The sequence below is a fragment of the Imperialibacter sp. genome, from assembly GCF_040222815.1.
In the GTDB taxonomy this organism is placed as follows: Bacteria; Bacteroidota; Bacteroidia; order Cytophagales; family Cyclobacteriaceae; genus Imperialibacter.
In genome coordinates this window covers 20,693-39,625 of the sequence record NZ_JAVKCH010000040.1, presented here as the reverse complement: position 1 = coordinate 39,625, position 18,933 = coordinate 20,693, and the positions used below count along the sequence as shown (strand labels likewise).

Below are 18,933 nucleotides of genomic sequence, written 5' to 3'. Positions count from 1 at the left end.
AAGGAAATGAAAAAGGTATTATTTGTACTGGGTTTCGCATTGCTAGTCTATGGTGGCTACACGGCTTACGAATTCTATAATTCTCTGGGACTGAGTCCACGTGGGCAGGCAACCTACCAAACGCAGGACATTACCATTGACCTTGACTACGGCAGACCTTACAAAAGGGGGAGAAAGGTTTTTGGTGGGCTGGTGCCCTACGGCGAGTATTGGAGAACAGGAGCCAACGAAGCTACTGAAATTGAGTTTAGCAGAGACGTTGTTTTTGGTGGCAAACCGGTAAAAAAAGGAAGATACAGACTCTATACTATTCCTGAATCTGCCCGCTGGACAATAGTACTCAACAGCGAGTTAGCCCAGTGGGGAAAGTTCGAACCCAACTACGACCTCGATGTGCTGAGGGTAGAAGTGCCGGTGCTTAACCCAAAAAATGAAGCAGAACAGTTGACGATAGAGTTTCAACCCGATGAAAACGGGGCTCAACTTCTTTTCAAATGGAACAGAACACTGACAAAAGTGCCTATAAAGTGGGAGAACCCGCCAGTCAGTTCGCTCAAATGAATAACCTGTTCAATCCCTCATTTATTCATTTCAATACAATAGGTCTACTGGCAGGGTAACTGAAAGCGTAAAGTAATAGTCTAAAGCTCATAACTTAAAAAAGGACTATTATGCTTAAGAACTACCTCAAGATTGCTCTAAGGAGCATGGCTCGCCAAAAGCTGTTCAGCTTTGTTAATATCGCCGGATTGTCATTGGCGATGTCGGTTTCGTTGCTGCTTATCACCATCATTTATAATCAGTACAACTACGACAGGTTTCATGCCGACGCTGATCGTATATACCGGGTAGAGAGTTTTAACCCCAATGCGCCACGTATTTTCGCAGGCACGGCCAGCAGCCCTTTGCCTTTCAGGAAGGCGATGGTTGACCAATATGCCTATTTTGAGGCATACACCAATTTAAGATCTGATTTTCGGAGAGAGGCACAAACAGCCGACAAGGTATTGGATATCAATGGCCTTTTGGCTGATGAAAGTTTCTTTAAGGTTTTTTCATTTCCACTGATGGAAGGCAATAAAGAAACTGCGTTAAGAGACCCTTTTTCAGTGGTAGTGACGAAGGAAACAGCTGAAAAGTTTTTTGGAAAAAGGGATTCCTATCTGGGGTTGGTGCTTGATTATACAGGCGTAGGCCCTTTCAAAATCACAGGCGTACTTGATATGGACGGAGTTAGTACGCACATGAAATTTGAGGCCCTCGGTTCCATGAGTACACTCAATTCGATGGCTGACGATGGCCCTTTTTCGGATAGGAAGAACGACAACTGGTCGAACTTGTGGGTAGGTTATAATTACTTCAAGTTGAACCCGGGTGTAGATCCTCAGCAGGTGGCAGCTACTGTCACCACTCTTGCTGAAGAAAACATCGAATGGGCGGCGGACAGGCAACCTTACACATTTGGCGTGGCATCGGTGACAAAAATTGCCATGGGCAATATGTATGGTAATGAACTTGGGTTTTACATACCCAGCATTGTGCTGGTATTCTTCGGGTTTCTGGCCCTTGTGGTAATGGTGACTGCGTTGTTCAACTACACCAACCTGTCGCTGGCAAAATCGCTGACCCGGGCACGGGAGATTGGTATTCGCAAAGTGTCAGGTGCCACCCGTCGTCAGGTGATTCATCAGTTTGTGATTGAATCGGTCATCATGGCCATGCTGTCACTAGTCCTTTCAGTGGGTATTCTTAAAATGATGATCCCCGCCTTCAATGGACTGGAGATATTTACTCTGGCAGAACTGAGTGTTGATTTCTCCTACGGCGCTTTTCCTTACTTCATCGCATTTAGTATACTGGTTGGACTTTTTGCGGGTGTTTTTCCTGCTCTTTTCCTTTCAAAGTTTAGCCCCATTCAGGCATTGAAGGGCTACCATGGGGTTTCCGGTGATGCAGGCAGGAAAGGATTCATGTCCAACTTCTCTTTCAAAAAAGTGCTCATGATTGTTCAGTTTGGCCTGTCCATCTTTATGATCATCTCCATCCTCGTGATGAGGGAGCAAACCAGCCTGATGGTAAACTCCGAGTACGGGTTCGATGAAGAGAACTTGCTCGTGGTGGAATTGCAGGGCAGTAAACCGGAGGTAGTGGCAGATGAGCTTAGCAAGAATCCGGCTGTAACTGCCTACACGTTTTCATCGCACAATCCGGCTGTTGGCCGTTCGCATGGTGCCGATTTTCAAAGAAACGAAGACGACGAACGGCTTGGGCTCAACCACTTCTCTGTTGATAACAAATACATTTCCACTTTTGGCATCACGCTGTTGGCAGGCAGGGACTTTGAACCAGGCGATGGCGATGGTAAAGAAAAATTCATCATTCTCAATGAAACTGCTGTGAAGGCAGTTGGCTTTGAAACACCCCATGAAGCCATAGGGCAGGAAGTCATTTTGAACAAAGAAAACCGGGTGCAGATAATTGGCGTGGTGAAAGACTATCATTTCGAGCCGTTGATGAAATCCATAGAGCCGATGGCCCTGCGGTTTATGCCGGATAGTTATGAGAACATTAACCTTAAAATTAGTTCTGCCAATGTGCCATCGGCGATAAGTGACCTACAGGAAACGTGGAAGACGATAGACAGCAAAAGAGATTTGAAGTACAGCTTTTTGGATCAGGAAATGGATCATTTTTACTTCTTTCTGGGCGATATCACCTCAATCGTAACGGCAGTATCACTCTTCGCTATTTTTATTTCCTGCCTTGGGCTGTTGGGCATGGTGAGCTTCCAACTTCAAACAAAGGTAAAAGAGATCGGTATCAAAAAAGTGCTGGGTGCCACCACTCAATACCTTGTCATGTCACTCACCCGCCAGTTTTCTATGGTAATTATCATATCAGTGGTGGTGTTTGTGCCCATTGCGGTGCTTGTCAGCGATTTGTGGCTGAACCTGATGGCAACCAGGGTGTCTATTGGTTTTGGCGTGATAGCGATGGCTTTGCTGATTGTTGGTTGTCTTGGCCTGGTGACGATTGTTTCTCAGGTGATAAAAGCAGCTACAGCCAATCCTGTGAATGCGCTTCGAAATGAATAGATTTTCTTAAGCATAGCGATAAAGCTCTGACCGTTGGCCAGGGCTTTTTTTGGCTCCAACCCATAGCAAGTACTTTCAATCAATAGTTTCATTAAATTGTGCTAATTACTCAGTGGACTAACCAGGCATTTATATGAAACCTTTGAAATTCACCTTTCTGTTATCGTTTGTTGTTATCATTTCAGGCTGCGTTAGCGACCCTAATGTGGGCGACGGCTATGACTTTGCCATTACCAATGCAAACCTCGTCACTATGACCTCCGACAAGGTGCTAACCGGGCAGGTTGTGTATGTGAAAGATGGTGTGATTCAAAAAATAGTGAATGAAAAGCATTTCATGCCTAGCCAGGCAGCCACTATTATAGATGCGAAAGAAGCATATCTGGTGCCAGGTCTTACCGAAATGCATGCACACATACCCCAGCCAGGTCCAGGCCCTGATAAAACCCTTGAAACGCTGTTTCTTTATCTTTCTCAGGGTGTCACCACCATCAGGGGCATGCTTGGGCATCCCGAACATTTGAAACTCAGGGAGCAGGTAATGGCCGGCGAAATACTTGGGCCCAGGATTTTCACCTCAGGCCCTTCTTTCAATGGAAATAGTGTGCCCACCGGAGAGTCGGCCGTGAAACTGGTGAAAGAACAAAAGGAGATGGGCTACGATTTTATGAAGCTGCATCCCGGCATTAAGTTGTCGGTTTTTGATTCAATGGTAACCGCAGCAAAAGAGGTTGGTCAGACGTACAGCGGCCACGTGTCGGTGTTTGTTGGCATACGTCATGCGCTGGAGGCGGGGTATGGAACGGTAGATCATGTCGACGGCTATGTCGAGGGGCTGGTGCCTGACACTTTGGGGCTGGATCCGGAAAGCAATGGCTTCTTTGGTGTCGACTGGGTGCCGTATACAGACATGGGCCTTCTGGATGGGCTTATTCAAAAAACGCTGGATAACAAGGTGGCAATAGTGCCAACTCAGTCGCTGTTTGATCGCTGGATATCAACCAAATCGGCTGATGCATTGCTGGCCGAACCAGAAATGATTTACATGTCGCAGCAGACCAGAGCCAACTGGAAAAGGTCGAAGGAAAACTTTTTGAGTGGCCCAACTTTTAGCGCAGCCAATGCCAACAGGCTTAATGAGATCAGGAAAGTAATGATCAAAAAGATGCACGAGGCTGGTGTGCCCATCATTCTGGGGTCGGATGCTCCGCAGGTGTTTAATGTCCCGGGGTTTTCCGCTCACCACGAGCTCAAGTCCATGATCGACTGCGGGCTAACGCCTTATGAAGCTTTGAAAGCAGGAACGGTTAACAGTGCGACATTTTTTGATCAAAAAGGAAAGTTTGGTGAAGTAAGTGAAGGTGCCTCGGCCGACCTGGTGCTGGTGAAGGCCAATCCGCTGGATGACATTACTAATATGAGCAAGATTCAGTGGGTGATGGTGAGGGGTAAACTGCTGGACAGACAGTTTATTGACGGCGAGCTGGCGAAAATTGCCGCTTTGTATAAGGAATAGGCTTTTGGCGCTTGGACGAAATCAAAAGGAGGGTGCAGGGAGTAATACTCTGCTACTTTAGGGTAGCTTCAACTGTTCTTTCTAACTCGGTATAGTCGATAATTCTCGTCTTCTCAAAAGTGCCCATGGTGAGTAAATCTTTGTCTCCTGTGACAAGAAAGTCTGCACCGCCGTCAACAGCTAAGGCGAGAAGGTAGTTGTCCTTAGCGTCCCTGCAGGCTTCGATTTGCGAGATTGGTTGAACTGCGGTTGATCGTTCTTCTACCAGAACCAGAAGTTCTCGGACAATCTCTTCAGAAAAGTACCTGCTGAACTTCGGCCTTGAAGTAACTTCGATAAGTTCGCTGATCAATTCATCCGATACAACTAGCTCAACAGCACTTGAGTGAAGGTATTTTGGCAGATCCTTCAAAACTTTGCCAATCAGGAAGGAAATAAAGATGTTAGTATCGACTACTACTTTGTACTTGATGCTTCCCTTCATCGTACCTTTTTTGTCTTACTAATTCAACCTCCTGGGAGATTTCTTCCATTGTTAGCTCGTCTGTGCGGAATTTCTGAAGTAAATCTTCGAAGCGCTCCAAATAGGTTCTGTCCTGAAGAGCTTTCAGTAGCTCTCCCTGATCTTTTTTACTCATTTTGCTAACTAAATCGAATAGCTGAGCTCGGCTTATTTTAAGGTTAAATGTATCGTTGGAAGCCATATCTTAGGTAAACAGTTAATTTGGACGCAGCGTTTCTGTAGCCAGATCTTCTTCTCTGTTATTTACAAATAACGATATTTTTTGAATTTGATATGCATATCTCGTTTTAAACTGTTGGCTTAGAGCTCTGACAGGTTGAAGATAATATGGAAATGGCAAGCGTCTTAGGATGAATCGTTGTTTTACTCCGTAAATAGCCAGAACTTTGCACCATGATACTGGTAGAAAACGCCGTCATCTCCGACGATATTAAAGAGCAGTTGTTTGTTTGTGACCTTACTAAGTGCAAAGGGGCTTGCTGTGTAGAGGGTGACCTTGGGGCGCCTTTAGAGGAGGATGAGTTGCAGGAAATTGACAGCATATTGGAAGATGTGAAACCTTTTATGTCCGATGCTGGTGTAAAGGCCATTGAAAAAAGTGGCGCTTACCTGCTCGACGAGGAGGGTGACTTCTCTACCACAACTATCAATAATAAGGAATGTGCCTTCGCTATATACGACGACAGAGGCATTTTAAAATGCGCCATTGAGCAAGCCTGGCTGGCAGGAAAAACAAAATGGAGAAAGCCTATTTCATGCCATTTGTACCCTATCAGAGTGTCGAAATACGATAACTACGATGCCCTCAACTACCACCGCTGGCAAATATGTGCTCCTGCTTGTGACCATGGAAAGGAGCTGGGTGTGCCTGTTTACAAGTTCTTAAAAGAAGCGCTGATCCGTAAATATGGGGAAGCCTGGTATCAGCAGCTGGTGGAAGAAATTGAAGGCTGAGTGTTTGCCCTAGAAGTGAACAGGCACCAGCAGTGATACCTGATGTGCCAATACATTGTCGCCACCGGTGACACTTCCCAGTTGTGAAATATTGTCCAGGTAGTCGGTGGCTGTGTTCAATAGCGTGAACTTGTAGCTTAGGCCAAAGTTGTTTCGAAAGCGGTAGGCCGTACCGATGCTGGTAGGCAGGAGCAAGGCAATATTGCCTGCCGATTCATTAGCGGCCCGGGTGTTTGTTTGATTAGCCAGACTGGCACCCTGCTCATCTTTGGCATTGTACCTCATCAAACCGATTCCCTGGCCGAGAAAAACCCTTAGCCTATTTCCCAGGTACACATTCCAGTGAAGTTGGTAGTAGGCAGCCACAAAGGAATTGTTGAAATAGGTATTGGGCTGTCTGCCACTTTCAGGGCTGACATTAAAAACCGGATTGAGGTCTTGCCCGGCAATGTTGCCGATGACGAGGTTCACACTACCATGCCATTTCTTCTGGGTCTTAAACTGCAGGCTGCCATAGAAACCACCAGTCCATTTGCTGTAATTATCTCCCAGGTCTCCTTTGTATGCCTGGGCATTAAATCCTACTGAGAGCCACTTCAGCGAGTCCTGAGCGACTGCACTTTTGAAAGAAACCAGAAGAAATAGAAGAAAAGCGATGCGCATAGAACGAAGATAATGGTTTAAAGCGACTTGGCGGCATCCCTTATCCATGACCAAACTTCCTCGACATGCCTCTGCTCCAGTCTGGTATTTCCGAGCACCATTCTTATGCAGTAAACGCCATTTACTTTGGTGTGTGAGATAAAGACTTTTCCGGAAGCATTCAGGGTTTTTATCAGTTGCTCATTCAGCTGATTTAGCGTCTCTAAATTGTCTTCGCCGGCTGGCTTAAATCGGAAGACCACTACATTCAAAGATCGTGGCAGGATGAGCTCAAAATCTGGGTGACTTACAACCTTAGCTTCAAAATCTTCAGCACTGGCTATGTGTGCTCTTAACGTCTTTTGTAATCCATCGATGCCAAAGGAGCGAATGACAAACCACAGTTTCAAAGCCCTGAAACGGCGACCCAGTTGCACGCCCCAGTCCCGGTAGTCGTTCACCTGCCCACGGGTGGCGGTTTTGAGGTATTCGGGTAGTATTTCAAATGTGCGGATAAGGGCCTCCTTGTCCTTTACAAAGTAAGCTGTGCAGTCGAAATGCGTAAACATCCATTTGTGCGGGTTGAACACAAAGCTGTCGGCCAGCTCCTGACCTTCCATCATCCAGCGGCACTCTGGCAGCAGCAGGGCTGTGCCGGCATAAGCCGCATCCACATGCAGCCACACATTATATTTGCTGCAAATGGCACCAATCGCCTTTAATGGGTCAACGGCCACCGTACTGGTCGTGCCTAAGGCAGCCACCACTGCTAATGGCGTATACCCGGCCTGGATATCCTTTTTAATGGCTTCCTCTAGCAGATCGGGCTTCATTGCGAGTAGCTCATCTACAGGCACCTTCACAACGTTTTTCTTTCCTATGCCGGCTACTTTGGCACCCTTTTCAATTGAGGAGTGGGTTTCGCTGGAACAATATACACGGTACTTTTCTGTCCCGCTGAAGCCTTCGTCGTTCACACGGAAGCCACTTTGCTTTTCCCTGGCGGTGAGGAGCGCCACAAGGGTGGCCGTGGAAGCGGTGTCCTGAATAACGCCGTGCCATGTGGAGGGTAGAGCCATCATTTCTTTGAGCCAGTTCATTACCATCTCCTCCAGCTCTGCCGCTGCTGGCGACGTTTCCCAGATCATACACTGAGCACCGAGCGTGGTGGTTAACATTTCGGCCAAAATAGAAGGGTAGCTCCCATTGGCGGGGAAATAGGCATGAAAATGGGGATGCTGCCAATGCGTAATACCTGGCATAATGATGCTCTGAAAATCTTTGAAGAGGCTGTCAAAGCTTTCGCCTTGAAGAGGAGGAGAAACAGGTAGCTGCTTGATAATGTCGCCGGGCTTTGTGGCGGGTTTTACGGGATATTCCTCGATGTTTTCGAGAAAATCTGCCATCCAGTCGACGAGGCGGTGGGCTTCCACTCTAAAGGTTTCTGGTGTCATCATACTCAACTCGCTGAGGCGTTTATAATACTACTTCAAAGAAGCATAGTATTCCATCAATTTTATGAAATCAGCTGATTCATTTAGCTGAACATGCTCTTCTTTCATAAAGGACTTTATCTCTGGTTTTTTGTCTGACGTAAGCTTGAAAAATTCTTTTTTAGTCATTTCGTGTAACCTGGCGGTGGCCATATCTATGAAGTATCTTTCATAGCCCTTGATAACGTTTTTCTGAGTTATCACAGCATTGGCATTGAAGCCATAGCCAGGCTTCAGTCCAGTCGTTTTCCTCCCAACCAGTGAAATGAATTGCGTTTCGTGAAGTATCTCCATGAAGATCTCATTTGTCATCTCAGTCACTTCGCTGTATACCGGAAACGACTGGAACTTGCGGTAGGTGCCACGCTCTTCATCAAAAAAGCCAAAGGAAGATATTTTGCTTGGGCCAGCCGTGTAGTTGACGCCCTCGTAGCTGAATTGTAGCAGACCTTCTATTGTAAGCGGGTTATAGGCAAAATCACATTCGATCACATCTCCCGATGTCATCACGATGGTGCCAAAATACCAATCCTCAATTTTTTCGTTAAGCTTTTCTGCATTTTGAGACCAGGATACCTGGGAGCCTAGCGAAAAGATGCAGAAAAAAAGCGCTCTGTTTTTCATTTCATGCGAACTTCACAATGAGAGCCCAAAGTAATAGAATTCGACTGTAAGCATGGCTAATTTCATAGATAGATTTCGGTTTGGTTGCCACTTTCGGTGCTGACCTGGCGCTGTTTTCATACGGATTCACAGAAGTAGGTGGCTGCAAAAAATTGGATTGAAGGCTGGGCTACGAAAAGGGCTCAGCCAAAATCACGCTGACGGAGGGCTTCATAAATAAGAATGGCTGCGGCATTCGACACGTTCATAGAGTCAATTTTCCCTTTCATCGGAATAATCACCTGCTGATTAGCTTCTGTCAACCAAAAATCGGATAGACCAGTGGCTTCCGTGCCCAGTAGCACGGCAGAGGGCGCTTTGTAATCAAAGGTGTGATAGGGCCTGGCTTTGTCGGTGAGGGTCGCTGCATAGGTGGTGATGCCCTGGTTGGTAAGCCAATCCCTGGCTTCCTGATTGCTGGCGGAGGCGACCGGCACAGTAAAAAGGCAACCTACGCTCGACCTCACTACGTTGGGGTTGAAAAAGTCGGTGTTGGGGTCGCAAACAATTACCCCGCTAAGCCCGGCGGCATCCGCCGTCCGAAGCATCGCTCCAATGTTACCAGGCTTTTCCACATTTTCCAGCACCAGATAAAGGGGGTTGTCCTTTTTTGGTAAATCAGCAAGGCTAAGCGACCTGGTAGCAGCAATGGCGATTACCCCGCCTGTACTTTCTCTGTAGGCAACTTTTGAGAAAACTACGTTGCTCAGGTGGTAGGTAGTAGAATGCTCGAAGGAGATAGGGTAGTGGGGGTCTTCTCTGAAGATGTTTGGGTTGATGTAAATTTCCTGTAGTTCGTAGCCACTTTGCTGAGCGAGCGAAATCTCACGGACTCCTTCAATAACAAACGCCTGCTGCTCTTTGCGCTCCCTGGGCTTCTGAAGGGCGATCAGGTTTTTAATGCGTTGGTTCTGCGGACTTGATATTTCAAGAATCATGGAAAGCAAAAGTACAGGGTATTGTGCAAAGTTCATCTCATGGTCACAACTAAATCGCCTGGTGCGCTGCGATGAGTAATGTGAAACCAGAAAGCACCCAATTCCAACAATTCCGTTACTTTTGCACCTTACTTCCCCGTGCTACCTATGCAGTTGCTGTTCCCCCGACATTGGCAAGATTACGAACTGATCGATTCTGGCGACTTTCAGAAGCTGGAGCGGTTTGGAAAGTATACGCTCATCCGGCCCGAGCCTCAGGCTATTTGGAAAAAGAAGTTGTTGGACGACGAATGGAAAAAGCAGGCATCTGCGGTATTTGTGCGGGACTCGGCGAAGGCCAGGAAGAGCAGCAGAGAAGATGAAGGCTGGACTTATTCGCAAAAACTCAATCATCGCTGGCCTTTAAAGTATCAGTACAAAGACATGCAACTCACCATGTCGCTACAGTTCACTTCCTTCGGGCATGTGGGTGTTTTTCCTGAGCAGGCTGAGAACTGGGACTTCATATACGATACGGTGAAAGCGTGGCCTGAGCCGGGAAAGGTGCTCAATCTGTTTGCCTACACAGGTGGCTCATCGCTGGCAGCCAGGGCTGCAGGTAGCGAAGTCACACACGTGGATGCTGTAAAAAACATGATCACCTGGTCTAATGATAACCAGCAAGCGAGTGGTTTGAAGGACATCAGGTGGGTGGTGGAAGACGCCCTGAAGTTTGTAAAAAGGGAAGTAAAGCGGGGTAAGCAATACAATGGTATCATACTCGACCCACCCGCCTATGGCAGAGGCCCCGATGGTGAGAAATGGGTGATTGAAGAGAGTTTGACGGAGCTGATGGAGCTATGCAGCCAACTGCTGGCATCCCGGCAGGCCTTTCTTGTCCTTAATATGTACAGCATGGGGCTTTCGGCATTGGTTTCAGCCAATCTGGTCGAATCATTCTTTCAGCCGGATAATATGCAGTTCGGGGAGTTCTACCTGCCGTCCACGTCAGGGCAAAGGCTGCCTTTGGGAACGTTTTTAAGATTTACACGATAATTATGAAGCATTTAGCCAAAAGAGACGGCACCATCCTGGAAATATTGGGCGATGCCTATGCAGGCACTTCCACAACCAAGCTGCGCAAAATGCTCAAGTTTGCCAACGTCACTCTCGACGGGGAGCAGGTTCGAATGGCTGACACACCTGTCAAGACTGGCCAGCTTGTTAATATTGAAAAGCAAGAGAAGCCCTCTCTTAATGTAAAGGCACCGTTTCGTGTCATCTGGCAGGATCAATATATCATTGTTTGCGATAAGCCCGTAGGCCTCATTACGGCTGGCGAAGGCATCACACGGCGGCCCACCATGCACAAACTGGTGGACGACTACGTAAAGGACGCTACAAAAGGTGCACAGAGCGCCTTCCCAGTGCACAGGCTTGACAAAGAAGTAAGCGGCCTGGTTGTTTTTGCAAAAAGCGAAGAGATACAGGAGAAATTAAAATCTGACTGGCATCAGTTTTCTAAAAAGTACATTGCCATTACAGAAAAGGAGCCCAATCCCAAAAAAGGTACCATTAGCACGCTGCTGGAGGAACGAGGCCTGAAGATGTTTGTAGCCAGCACGCCAGGCCCCAATACCAAGGAAGCTATCACCTATTATACCTATAAAGAGAGGATAGGGAGATATCACATGGTAGAAGTGGAGTTGGCCACGGGCAAGAAAAATCAGATTAGGGTTCACCTTGGTCATATTGGCTGCCCTATAGTAGGCGACTACAAATATGGAGCGAGCAATGCCTTTAAAAGGCAGATTCGATTAATGGCCACCCAGCTTTACATAAAACATCCGATAACGGGCAAAGATTTGGCTTTCAAAATAGAGCCGTCCACGATCTTTACTCACCCAAAGGAGAAAAGTGAAGACTATAGATAGGTAATCTGTCCTACCAATTCCTTCCCCCATTTCTTTTGTTCCGATCTTTTGGTTTCGCCTTGTCAGAACGAAATTCCCACCGCAAGCGATTCCGGGATTTATGCAATCAGTTTAGAGGCGATTAAACCAGAATAATATTCTGTTAATAGGCTATTATTTGAAATGAATCGGAATAAACTACATGGAGAAAAATATTTTATGTAAAAATTATAAAAATCAGACGTTTGCATTAGCGTAACTGCCAGCGCAAACGGTTACGAAAAAGTGATATTTTAATGAATTCGTAAATTTTTATATATTAGCCATATATTCATTTAAAATTAATGCCTATTATTTGAACAAAATCATAACTATTACGTCTTTTGATATATAATTGATAAGCTCAAAAACGAAAAGTTATGAAAAAGACAAAGAACTTTATTGCTGTACTCCTAGTAGCTATGGGTACTTCTAGTGTTGCATTTGCCGGAGGAGACTCACTTAAGGCTTCATCTGCTGTGAAGGTGATATCTTACAATAAGAACGACTCTTACAAACTTATATATAAGAGTGAAGGCAAGCAGAATGTAACGGTTAATGTTTTGGATGAAAAAGGCGTATCTGTTCACAAAGGATCCGTTAGAGTGGCTGATGGTTTTGCACAAAACTTCGACCTTTCAAACGTTCCTACAGGTTACTACACTTTTGAGGTAGTTTCAAAAGGTGAAAAAGTAGCTCAAACTGTACACCACGTCTCTGAAGTTGACAAATTGACTGAGCAGGTAGCTCTTAGCTCTAATGCCAGCACAAAGAAAATGGTACTTAGATCAAGTGCGTCAGTAAGCTCACCTCTTTCAGTGGCTATCTACGGTGGCCAGGATGAACTTTTGTTCTCCGAGGATGTGAAATCAGCTGATTTCTTCACAAGAGTGTACGACTTAAGCCAAATAAAAGGAGCGGGTGTTCGTTTCACTGTATCATACAATAACACTGTAGTTAAAGACCAAAAATTCGATTTTTAAGCACAAAGCAGACTGTAAATTATACTGAAAACATTCATTAATCCGCTTATCAATCTGGCTAGCCGCTCTTTCAAAGGGCGGCTAGTTTTTTTTGTGCTTTCTTTCACTTACAACGGTTTGATTGGCCCAATTCCCGATAAGTATAGACATGAAAAAAGGGCCGAAGCCCTTTTTTAAAATACATTCTATCAATTCTTAATACCTCGAAAACCGTGAAGGCATGGCAGTTGATTGAGAAGAGTCACGCTGCGGCCGATCCGAGGATCTGTTTCCGTTGTTGTTTGGCCTTCCGTTGTTGTTCCACTTCTTTTTGAACGACGCCGAATTGCCGCTAGAGCCAGACTTTGGTCTTGACGAGTACACTTCGCTGGAAGTTGGTACTGGTGTAGCATTTACGTATGGGTGTTCCTCTATTACAGGAATCGTTTTTCCTATCAGCTTTTGGATGTCCTTCAAATAAGGTCTCTCTTCTCTCTCGCAAAAAGAAATTGCTTTTCCATCCGCTCCGGCACGTCCTGTTCGCCCAATTCTGTGAACATAAGTTTCAGGGATATTGGGTAGCTCGTAGTTGAATACATGGGTCAGCTCATCGATATCGATACCTCTGGCTGCAATGTCGGTAGCAACCAACACCCTTGTTTTACGGGTTTTGAAGTTTGAGAGGGCACGCTGACGTGCATTCTGCGATTTGTTGCCATGAATGGCTTCGGCAGTAATTCCCTCCTTGTTAAGGTCTTTCACTACCCGGTCGGCACCATGTTTTGTTCTTGTGAAAACCAGCGCCGTCTCAATACTCTTGTTTTCCAGGATATGGTTGAGCAAATGCTTCTTGTCTCTTTTCTCCACATAGAACAGCGACTGCTCTATCTTTTCGGCTGTTGAAGATACAGGTGTCACCTCTACTTTCACAGGATTTGTAAGAAGGCTGTCAGACAGCTTTACAATTTCGGGCGGCATGGTGGCTGAGAAGAAAAGCGTCTGCCTTTTAGCGGGTATTTTGGCAATCACTTTCTTTACATCGTGCACAAACCCCATGTCGAGCATGCGATCCGCTTCGTCCAATACGAAAAACTGAATGGTGTCGAGGCGAACAAAACCCTGGTTCATCAGGTCAAGTAAGCGACCTGGAGTAGCAATAAGCACGTCAACACCCCTACGGAGGGCATTGGTTTGCGCATTTTGCGACACGCCACCAAATATTACTGTATGGCTGATTCTGGTATACTTGCCATAGGCGGCAAAGCTTTCGTCAATTTGTATCGCCAATTCCCTCGTTGGGGTAAGAATAAGGGCTTTGATACCTCTTTGTTCGGTTCTGGCGGTGTAAATGTTTTGTAAAATGGGAATGGCAAAGGCAGCAGTTTTTCCGGTGCCTGTTTGTGCGCAACCCAGTAAGTCTCTACCTTCAAGAAGATGTGGGATGGCTTGGGCCTGAATAGGCGTAGGCGTAGTGTAGCCTTCAGCCTTCAGGGCTTTCTGAATGGGCTCAATAAGCCCTAGATTTTCAAATGTCATTAATGTTTTTTGTTTAAATATGGCTGATAACGAGCCGGGAAGGGTCACAATCAGCAGTCTGTCCTTAAAAGATCCTTGGTTGAATGGCAGACATCGACTTGAAGCGTGCGGCAGGCTGAGTATGTGAAATAATTGGCCTGTCAACTGAGAACCTGGCGCAAAGGTACGTTAAATAGTTGACAATAGCTCCTGGTCTCTCTTTATTAATAAATAACGAGTGCCAACGGTATTCTCAGAAACTTCAATTTCAACTGGCTTATATTCGAAATAGCAAACTGCTCGTATATTTGAGCACTTTTTTAAGAGGGAGAAGAGCCTTCCTGGCGAAAGCTGTTCCCGTTGATTAAACCTAAACTACAGTGATGTTTGAGGAACTTGATTACCAGTCACTAATATCGAGAACATTTACGGAGCTTTACGGCTCAAGTCCCGCCATTGTTGTGCGGGCACCTGGCCGGATCAACCTGATTGGCGAGCACACCGACTACAATAATGGCTTTGTGTTTCCTGCTGCTATTAACAGGGAGATTATTTTTGCTATGTCACCTTCTACCCGGCCCGATACCTCCCTTTTTGCTTTGAATATCAATAAGGGAGCGCTGGTCAACCACAAGAAGTTGGTGCCAAAGTCCAATCCGGCGTGGACTAACTTTTTTACTGGCGTTGTGGCTGGTTTGCAACGGCGTGGTTTCGATATTCCTCCGGTCAATTGTGTGTTCGGTGGCGACATCCCAAATGGGGCCGGCTTGTCATCGTCAGCAGCGCTTGAGGTTGGTTTTGGAACAGCACTGACGCAATTGTTTGAGCTGTTTGTTGAGCCATGGGACATTATTCAGATAGCTCAAAAGGCGGAGCATGAGTTTGTCGGGGTCAAGTGTGGAATCATGGATATGTTTGCCAGCAAAATGGGAAAGAAAGACCACGCCATGTTGCTCGATTGTCGTGATCTTACATTCGACTACTATCCACTTCAGCTCCAGGATCACAGCCTTCTGCTTATCGACACACGGGTGAAGCACTCTCTGGCCAGCTCTGAGTACAATACGAGACGACTTGAGTGTGAGTTGGGGGTTACGGTTCTTAAAAAGCATAAACCTGAAGCAAATTCCCTCAGAGACTTTAATTCATTTGAAGTGGAAGAGCTGGCGGATGAACTTCCTGAGAATGTCTTTCGGAGGTGCAGGTTTGTGACGGGTGAAATAGAACGTACACGGGCCGCTGCCCGTGATTTAAAAAAGGGCGATTTGCTTGCGTTCGGAAAAAAAATGAATGACACGCACCGTGGGCTCTCGGCCGACTACGAGGTAAGCTGCCGGGAACTGGACTTTCTAGCTGCCGAAGCGGCCAGGTTTCCCGACGAAATACCAGGCGCAAGGATGATGGGAGGGGGATTTGGTGGATGCACCATTAACATCGTGAAAAAGGAGTTTGAGGAGGAATTCAAGCGTCACGTCGACCTCTCATTTACCAAGCAATTTCATACAGCGCCCAACTTCTACGACATTTCTATACAAGACGGAGCGTCAGTGATTTCCTGACTCCGTACCTCACCAGATCGTCTGTCAGGTGTTAACGAATGTTAATTTGTTGTACAAAAAATTATTAAATAGTTTATTTGTATCTTTGTACAATAAATATCTTGTGCAACTATGAAAAGAGAATCATTAGGCGAACTGGAGGAGCTTGTGCTTTTGACCGTGGGCTCACTAGCAGGGCAGGCCTATGCAGTAACTATCCTTGAGGAGATTGCCGAGCAAGCTGGTAGAAAGCCCGATGTTACTGCCATACACTCAGTGCTCCGACGGTTGGAGGCCAAGGGATTTGTCACGTCCTCGATGGGAGGTGCTACTGCCGACAGGGGAGGAAGAAGGAAACGTTTTTTTACGCTGACGGTGGCCGGCCGCAAGGTGATCGATGAAACGATGCTGGTAAGGATGGGCTTGTACAAAAAGTTACTAACGATTCAGGGCTCATGAGTTCCAATCCTCCAAGGTGGGCTGATCGGTTTCTGGAGTGGTATTGCCACCCCGACCTTCTGGAGGACCTGCAGGGTGATCTGTATGAGGTGTATCAAAAACGCCGGACTGAGATCGGAAAGCGAGCCGCTGATTTGACGTACGTATGGCTCGTTATTCGGTCGCTGAGAATTTCGGCCATAGGAAAATCGAAAAGACTCAAAAACTCAATATTTATGATGACAGCCAACAATTTCAAAATCGCTTTTAGGGTGCTGGCCAGGGACAAAGTCAACACAGCTATCAACCTGGTGGGCCTGACCATCGGCATTGCCTGCTTTCTGCTGATGGGGCTCTATGTGAAGCAGGAGCTAAGCTTCGATCATTTTCACTCAAAAAAGGACCGCATCTACCGAAGTTGGGTCAAAGAAGACTATGGCGAGGGGAAGATATTTTTTAACAGTGTTACGCCGCTTAGGTTTGAAGATTTGTTTGAGCAAAACTTTCCGGAAGTAGAAGCTGCTGTGCGAATAACTCAGGAGAACCATCTGGTGGGAAGAGGGGAGAATCGTATCGATGAGCAGGTGGCCGTCATTAGCCCTGATTTTTTCAAGGTCTTCGACTTTGAAGTAATAGCGGGGAACAGAGAGGTGCCATTTCAGGAGTTGAGAAGTGTGATCATCTCCGAGTCTTATGCCAGAAAGTATTTTGGCGACGATGATCCGATGGGGAAGGTGCTGAGCCTGCAAATCGCTGAAAATATAGAGGACTTTAAAGTGTCGGCGGTGATAGCCGATATGCCGCATGCCTCCAGCATACGGTTCGATATTGCTGTATCGGCGGAGAACAGCAGAAGATTTTATGGAGAAGGTGCCATGAATGCCTGGTTCAGCGTGCTTGCTGAAACATATGTGCTGATCAGAGAAAACGCTGATGTTCAAAACGTAAACGACAAGATGCAGGACGTGGTGATGGGGTATCTGAGCGAAGAGGTAGAAAGGGGGCAGTACAACATTGGTTTGCAGCCAATAACAGACATTCACCTCAACCCCGACGTACCGGCTGGCTTTGCTCCGGTAAGCAATCCTCAGTATGTGTATATACTTGGCGCTATTGGCTTACTGGTGCTCATAATTGCTTGCATCAACTACGCCACTCTCTCCATTGGGCAGTCTCTGCGCAGGGCCCGAGAGGTGGGTATGCGAAAAGTGCTGGGTGCCGGGCAAAGTACGCTGGTGGTGCAATACCTCAGCGAAAGCCTCTTGGTAGCGCTTATAGCTATGACGATCGGTACTGTGCTCACGGTATTGCTTGTTCCCACGTTCAACACGTTAACCGGAACCCAAATATTTTTCACCTTCAGGTGGTGGCATTTGTTCGCTTACCTGGGTGTTGGGTTAGCCATAGGCATCGCTGCTGGAATTTACCCGGCTTTTGTGCTGTCTGGCTTTCGTATCGTGGCTATTTTGAGAGGAGGAAGCCAGGGCGGTGGAAGGCACGTGGCGCAAAAGGGCATGCTGGTGTTTCAATTTCTTGTTACTGTTTTTCTCATCAGTACTACACTGATCATGAAAAAGCAGGTAAGCTTCATGCAAGAGAAAGACCTGGGGTTCAATTATGAGTCTGTTGTTTCCGTTACGCTTCAGCCGGATCCGGCTGCGCAGCGACTCACTCAGGTGATAGCTACGGGCATGGAAAATGGTAAGCTTCTGAAGGCTGCATTACAAAAACACCCCGATGTTACCGACATTGGTATGGCTACTCATGTTTTTGGCTCAAATGGATGGACGCAGCTTGCTTACACCGACGACAAGAATGTGTTCAGGCGGTTTGCCTTCCTGAATGTTGACGCCAACTACCTGAAGTCATTTGGGATAAAAGTAAAGGAGGGCAGGGATTTTGAGGAGGGAAACGGCCTTGACGAACGCCAGTCGATTATAATTAATCAGGCGGCGGCCGACTACTTTGGACTCGAAAACCCTGTCGACGACAAGCTGCCCGGTAAAGAGTTTGGCGAACACCGGATTATCGGAGTGACTGAAAATTTCAACTTCACTTCTCTTCATTCGCAGGTGGAGCCGCTCGTGATAGCGGAAAATGCTATGCCCATTTTGCAGGGGATTTCCGACTTCAATGTGGGGGATTCGCCGGTTCCCAAGCTTGTGTTTACTTACACTGGATTGAACCTAACGGCGGTGCAGGATATCCTTGACGAGGAGTGGGAGGCAGTTTTCCCAAATGAGGCCCTGGATTTCAGCTTCGTTGATGAAAAAATACAACAGCAATATGAAAACGAAGCAAGGCTAAACAAGCTAATTACCGTAGCAACAATCCTCTCCATAGTCATTGCAATTTTAGGTCTGCTTGGTCTTATGGTGCTGGTTGTGAACAGTCGCATCAAAGAAATTGGCATTCGGAAGGTGATGGGAGCCACTCCATTGACAATTTTCGCTTTGCTATCGAAAAGTTTCATTTCTCAGCTGCTTGTTGCTATTGTGTTGTCAGTGCCACTTACGCTTTGGTTGATGAATAAGTGGCTGGCCAATTTCGCCTATCGAACCGAAATCGGGGTGGGGCTGTTCGTTGTTAGTGGGCTGGCCGCACTTTTGGTGGCCGCCCTTGTCATTGTCTATCACACTTTGCGTGCGTCACGGATCAATCCTGTTGAAAGCTTGAGAGTGGAATAATTGAAATACCCAGGCGAAGGGTACTGTACAGCTAATTG

The 18,933-nt window shown here is 46.5% G+C and carries 17 protein-coding genes; 10 read left to right on the top strand and 7 right to left on the bottom strand.

Features of this window, described 5'->3' with window-relative positions; all coding sequences use genetic code 11:
- Positions 1-6 precede the first annotated feature (6 nt).
- The 3 genes from RIF36_RS19795 to RIF36_RS19785 all read left to right on the top strand — a co-directional run bounded on the left by RIF36_RS19795 (position 7) and on the right by RIF36_RS19785 (position 4,611).
- Positions 7-561 carry a DUF2911 domain-containing protein gene (locus tag RIF36_RS19795; RefSeq protein WP_350092427.1) on the top strand — a complete coding sequence of 185 codons (555 nt, stop codon included), beginning with the start codon at positions 7-9 and terminating at the stop codon, positions 559-561.
- 110 nt (positions 562-671) lie between these two features.
- Complete coding sequence (locus RIF36_RS19790; RefSeq protein ID WP_350128010.1) at positions 672-3,095, top strand: ABC transporter permease; 2,424 nt, start codon at positions 672-674, stop codon at positions 3,093-3,095.
- A gap of 133 nt (positions 3,096-3,228) precedes the next feature.
- On the top strand, positions 3,229-4,611 hold the full coding sequence (locus tag RIF36_RS19785; protein ID WP_350128007.1) for an amidohydrolase family protein: 1,383 nt from the start codon (positions 3,229-3,231) through the stop codon (positions 4,609-4,611).
- Positions 4,612-4,663: 52 nt separating this feature from the next.
- On the opposite strand, the gene RIF36_RS19780 is transcribed toward RIF36_RS19785, so the two are convergent.
- Together RIF36_RS19780 and RIF36_RS19775 are read right to left on the bottom strand one after the other, a co-directional pair.
- Positions 4,664-5,095: a putative toxin-antitoxin system toxin component, PIN family gene (locus RIF36_RS19780; protein WP_350128004.1), complete on the bottom strand. Its 432-nt coding sequence runs from the start codon at positions 5,093-5,095 to the stop codon at positions 4,664-4,666.
- Positions 5,055-5,249, bottom strand: a complete 195-nt coding sequence (locus tag RIF36_RS19775; protein WP_350092416.1) for a hypothetical protein — start codon at positions 5,247-5,249, stop codon at positions 5,055-5,057. Before RIF36_RS19775 ends, RIF36_RS19780 begins: the two co-directional genes overlap by 41 nt.
- A gap of 278 nt (positions 5,250-5,527) precedes the next feature.
- Between RIF36_RS19775 and RIF36_RS19770 the strand changes: the two genes are divergently transcribed.
- Entirely contained in the window at positions 5,528-6,088 is a 561-nt protein-coding gene (locus RIF36_RS19770; RefSeq protein ID WP_350128001.1) for a DUF3109 family protein, read from the top strand.
- 9 nt (positions 6,089-6,097) lie between these two features.
- On the opposite strand, the gene RIF36_RS19765 is transcribed toward RIF36_RS19770, so the two are convergent.
- The 4 genes from RIF36_RS19765 to RIF36_RS19750 all read right to left on the bottom strand — a co-directional run bounded on the left by RIF36_RS19765 (position 6,098) and on the right by RIF36_RS19750 (position 9,860).
- Positions 6,098-6,751, bottom strand: a complete 654-nt coding sequence (locus tag RIF36_RS19765; protein ID WP_350127998.1) for an outer membrane beta-barrel protein — start codon at positions 6,749-6,751, stop codon at positions 6,098-6,100.
- Positions 6,752-6,768: 17 nt separating this feature from the next.
- A complete protein-coding gene (locus tag RIF36_RS19760) occupies positions 6,769-8,187 on the bottom strand; it encodes a pyridoxal phosphate-dependent decarboxylase family protein (RefSeq protein ID WP_350127995.1) in 1,419 nt (472 codons plus the stop codon).
- Between the two features lie 27 nt (positions 8,188-8,214).
- Positions 8,215-8,847, bottom strand: a complete 633-nt coding sequence (locus RIF36_RS19755; RefSeq protein WP_350077996.1) for a hypothetical protein — start codon at positions 8,845-8,847, stop codon at positions 8,215-8,217.
- Between the two features lie 182 nt (positions 8,848-9,029).
- Positions 9,030-9,860, bottom strand: coding sequence for a TrmH family RNA methyltransferase (locus RIF36_RS19750; RefSeq protein WP_350127992.1), 831 nt, complete (start codon positions 9,858-9,860; stop codon positions 9,030-9,032).
- Positions 9,861-9,971: 111 nt separating this feature from the next.
- Between RIF36_RS19750 and RIF36_RS19745 the strand changes: the two genes are divergently transcribed.
- The 3 genes from RIF36_RS19745 (at position 9,972) to RIF36_RS19735 (ending at position 12,738) form a co-directional block, all read left to right on the top strand.
- A complete protein-coding gene (locus RIF36_RS19745) occupies positions 9,972-10,859 on the top strand; it encodes an RsmD family RNA methyltransferase (RefSeq protein ID WP_350127989.1) in 888 nt (295 codons plus the stop codon).
- Positions 10,860-10,861: 2 nt separating this feature from the next.
- On the top strand, positions 10,862-11,737 hold the full coding sequence (locus RIF36_RS19740; protein ID WP_350078002.1) for an RluA family pseudouridine synthase: 876 nt from the start codon (positions 10,862-10,864) through the stop codon (positions 11,735-11,737).
- A gap of 398 nt (positions 11,738-12,135) precedes the next feature.
- Entirely contained in the window at positions 12,136-12,738 is a 603-nt protein-coding gene (locus tag RIF36_RS19735; protein ID WP_350092398.1) for a T9SS type A sorting domain-containing protein, read from the top strand.
- A 195-nt stretch (positions 12,739-12,933) separates the two neighbouring features.
- On the opposite strand, the gene RIF36_RS19730 is transcribed toward RIF36_RS19735, so the two are convergent.
- Positions 12,934-14,253: a DEAD/DEAH box helicase gene (locus tag RIF36_RS19730; RefSeq protein ID WP_350078006.1), complete on the bottom strand. Its 1,320-nt coding sequence runs from the start codon at positions 14,251-14,253 to the stop codon at positions 12,934-12,936.
- A 362-nt stretch (positions 14,254-14,615) separates the two neighbouring features.
- Here RIF36_RS19730 and galK point away from each other — a divergent pair, with 362 nt between their 5' ends.
- The 3 genes from galK to RIF36_RS19715 all read left to right on the top strand — a co-directional run bounded on the left by galK (position 14,616) and on the right by RIF36_RS19715 (position 18,895).
- Complete coding sequence (gene galK / locus RIF36_RS19725) at positions 14,616-15,791, top strand: galactokinase (RefSeq protein WP_350120862.1); 1,176 nt, start codon at positions 14,616-14,618, stop codon at positions 15,789-15,791.
- Positions 15,792-15,902: 111 nt separating this feature from the next.
- Positions 15,903-16,229, top strand: a complete 327-nt coding sequence (locus tag RIF36_RS19720; protein WP_151999539.1) for a PadR family transcriptional regulator — start codon at positions 15,903-15,905, stop codon at positions 16,227-16,229.
- The gene (locus RIF36_RS19715; protein ID WP_350120859.1) at positions 16,226-18,895 is read left to right on the top strand and encodes an ABC transporter permease; all 2,670 of its coding nucleotides are present in this window, start codon (positions 16,226-16,228) and stop codon (positions 18,893-18,895) included. The genes RIF36_RS19720 and RIF36_RS19715 overlap by 4 nt, the downstream gene beginning before the upstream one ends.
- Positions 18,896-18,933: the final 38 nt, after the last annotated feature.

Coding starts and splice junctions, on each gene's coding strand:
- RIF36_RS19795 (WP_350092427.1), top strand. CDS start 7: ATGAAAAAGGTATTATTTGTACTGGGTTTCGCATTGCTAGTCTATGGT.
- RIF36_RS19790 (WP_350128010.1), top strand. CDS start 672: ATGCTTAAGAACTACCTCAAGATTGCTCTAAGGAGCATGGCTCGCCAA.
- RIF36_RS19785 (WP_350128007.1), top strand. CDS start 3,229: ATGAAACCTTTGAAATTCACCTTTCTGTTATCGTTTGTTGTTATCATT.
- RIF36_RS19780 (WP_350128004.1), bottom strand. CDS start 5,095: ATGAAGGGAAGCATCAAGTACAAAGTAGTAGTCGATACTAACATCTTT.
- RIF36_RS19775 (WP_350092416.1), bottom strand. CDS start 5,249: ATGAGTAAAAAAGATCAGGGAGAGCTACTGAAAGCTCTTCAGGACAGA.
- RIF36_RS19770 (WP_350128001.1), top strand. CDS start 5,528: ATGATACTGGTAGAAAACGCCGTCATCTCCGACGATATTAAAGAGCAG.
- RIF36_RS19765 (WP_350127998.1), bottom strand. CDS start 6,751: ATGCGCATCGCTTTTCTTCTATTTCTTCTGGTTTCTTTCAAAAGTGCA.
- RIF36_RS19760 (WP_350127995.1), bottom strand. CDS start 8,187: ATGATGACACCAGAAACCTTTAGAGTGGAAGCCCACCGCCTCGTCGAC.
- RIF36_RS19755 (WP_350077996.1), bottom strand. CDS start 8,847: ATGAAAAACAGAGCGCTTTTTTTCTGCATCTTTTCGCTAGGCTCCCAG.
- RIF36_RS19750 (WP_350127992.1), bottom strand. CDS start 9,860: ATGAACTTTGCACAATACCCTGTACTTTTGCTTTCCATGATTCTTGAA.
- RIF36_RS19745 (WP_350127989.1), top strand. CDS start 9,972: ATGCAGTTGCTGTTCCCCCGACATTGGCAAGATTACGAACTGATCGAT.
- RIF36_RS19740 (WP_350078002.1), top strand. CDS start 10,862: ATGAAGCATTTAGCCAAAAGAGACGGCACCATCCTGGAAATATTGGGC.
- RIF36_RS19735 (WP_350092398.1), top strand. CDS start 12,136: ATGAAAAAGACAAAGAACTTTATTGCTGTACTCCTAGTAGCTATGGGT.
- RIF36_RS19730 (WP_350078006.1), bottom strand. CDS start 14,253: ATGACATTTGAAAATCTAGGGCTTATTGAGCCCATTCAGAAAGCCCTG.
- galK (WP_350120862.1), top strand. CDS start 14,616: ATGTTTGAGGAACTTGATTACCAGTCACTAATATCGAGAACATTTACG.
- RIF36_RS19720 (WP_151999539.1), top strand. CDS start 15,903: ATGAAAAGAGAATCATTAGGCGAACTGGAGGAGCTTGTGCTTTTGACC.
- RIF36_RS19715 (WP_350120859.1), top strand. CDS start 16,226: ATGAGTTCCAATCCTCCAAGGTGGGCTGATCGGTTTCTGGAGTGGTAT.